The sequence below is a fragment of the Streptococcus mitis genome (assembly GCF_001579035.1).
Classification (GTDB): Bacteria; Bacillota; Bacilli; order Lactobacillales; family Streptococcaceae; genus Streptococcus; species Streptococcus mitis_J.
Window position 1 is genome coordinate 91,352 of record NZ_KQ970286.1, and the last position, 2,164, is coordinate 93,515.

The following is a 2,164-nucleotide window of genomic DNA, read 5'->3' on the forward strand; positions in this document are numbered from 1 at the left end:
TTGGATGGACCAAATCTGGGACTTTAACAAGCTAACTTAAAAATGAGGAAAAAAGAAATACAGTATCGAATGCGGATACTGTATTTTTGTTTTTTAAGATTTAAAATCGTAGTCTTTCACCACTTCGATGCTATCGATAGTAATAGCAGTAGTTGGCTTGTCTTTTTCATCTTTTTCGGCTTTAGCAATTTTATCCACAACATCCATACCGTCAATCACTTGACCAAAGACTGGGTGTTTGCCATCTAAACTAGGGTTTCCACCTTCTTTGTAGGCTTCGATGATTTTCTTTGGATACTTGCTTGTAGGGAGTTTAGCAGAGGTATCTGTAGAGTTTTGGTTGATGAAGAACTGGCTGCCGTTGGTATTTGGTTGACCAGTATTAGCCATAGCAAGAGCACCACGGATGTTATAGAGATAAGGAGTAATCTCGTTTTTGAAACCAGTTCCCTTGTCTTTAGTCTTATCCTTGTCATGCCAGATGGACTGACCACCTGTACCGTCCCCTTTTGGGTCTCCAGTTTGGACCATAAAGCCATCGATGACACGGTGGAAGGTAATGCCGTTATAGTAGCCTTCTTTGGCATGAGTGAGGAAGTTTTCAACAGCTAGAGGAGCGAGTTTAGGGAAGAGCTTAATGCGGATATCACCTTGGCTTGTGTGGAGAATCACTTCGGCTTCATCTTCAGCAACTTCCTTAGAAAGTTGAGGGAAGTTGGCATTCTCATTTGTTAAAGCATCGTTTAAGTCCTTGGCTGATTGGGCTGCTGCTTTAGAACTTTCTTCAGCAGCAAGACTGGAATCAACATAGTCATCACCACGCAGACTGCGTTGGATGTTGCTACATCCAGCTAGGGCTACAGTGGACAGTAAAAGAAGGGTTGCTAGTTTTTTCATTCTATTCCTCTCAAAAATTCATTTCTACCATTGTACCCTAAAAGGAAGGGGATTTCAAACTCTTTATTTTTTATTGGGAATAATTCTTGAAAATAGATAAGATTTGAACTATAATAGTAGTGTCTGCAAGTGTGAATAATACGACTTTTGCATATATATATATATATAACCAAAGGACAATCAAAATGAAACAATTTGATAAACAGTTTAAATACAGTATTCGAAAAGTAAGTGTCGGTGCAGCCAGTGTTGTCATTGGTGCTTTTTACCTTGCCATGGGTGCAGGTGTAGTACATGCGGAGACGAATGCTACTACTGAGGGAGGAACAAGCCACTCTAGTTCGTCTCCGGAACCAGAGATAAATAAACCGGATAGTTTGCCTACATCTAACTATTCGGCGGAGCCTGCCCCAAATCCAGGTGTTTCTGGAAAATCAACAGAGTCAACAACACCTAAAGAGAAAGAAAATAATGAAACCCTTAATGCAGCGCAGCCAACAGAAGCATCTACGTCTGCTAATACTAGAGGTCGTCGTTCAAAAAGAGAAGTAGGAGATGCTCCTACTGGAGAAACTTCTGGTAATCCTGCTGGAGAAACCCCTGTTAGTCCTACAGAAACTTCAACAGAAAATAACGAAGCATTAAATTCTGCTGTAACCGGACGTAGGGGATCTATACTACAACCGAACCAACCAGGGGTAAGTGCACCTAAGGAAGGTGAGGAAGGCGGAGATGATCAACATGCTCACTTAAAATTCGTAGCTCCTAATGAAAATGCAACAGTTGAGGAATTGTATAAAATTATCCAAAACATGCCAGATGACTTCCAAAACAACGAACGTTCGTATCTCCATAATATGGATACGCTGGGAGATAAAGTAGGACTGGAGCCCGGAGAAGTTAGAGAAATAACGGAGTTTGGTGGTTGGCATGCCATTGATAAAGATGGGCACGAAGGGAAAATTGGTATTGGTAAGAAAAACGAGGCAGGTTTATTCACTGGATGGTATTACGATAAGGATGGAAATAAGATACAAGGGGGGATGTTGTCCGCTGGGGCGTTAGATGAAATTTGGGTGCATGAACAAGCCCTTGATCGTCGTTTCAAGTATATGCTGATGCTTGCCAAAGGACGTACCTTTGCCAATCGTGACGAAGAAGTAAAAGACGGAAGTAAATACACTACGGAAAATCCTTATACAAGTCGTCCAACCTATTCTCCTAATGTAGTTGGCTTTAACGGGATTGAGAAACGCTTTACAGCCTT

The 2,164-nt window shown here is 41.4% G+C and carries 2 protein-coding genes; one reads left to right on the plus strand and one right to left on the minus strand.

The features are described from left to right. Positions 1-93: 93 nt before the first annotated feature. Positions 94-897: a peptidylprolyl isomerase gene (locus tag SMIDD26_RS02710; RefSeq protein WP_061438831.1), complete on the minus strand. Its 804-nt coding sequence runs from the start codon at positions 895-897 to the stop codon at positions 94-96. Between the two features lie 185 nt (positions 898-1,082). On the opposite strand from SMIDD26_RS02710, the gene SMIDD26_RS02715 reads away from it, so the two are divergent. Continuing rightward, positions 1,083-2,164, plus strand: a 1,082-nt coding sequence (locus tag SMIDD26_RS02715) for a YSIRK-type signal peptide-containing protein (RefSeq protein WP_134990142.1), incomplete at its 3' end; no start/stop codon positions are given.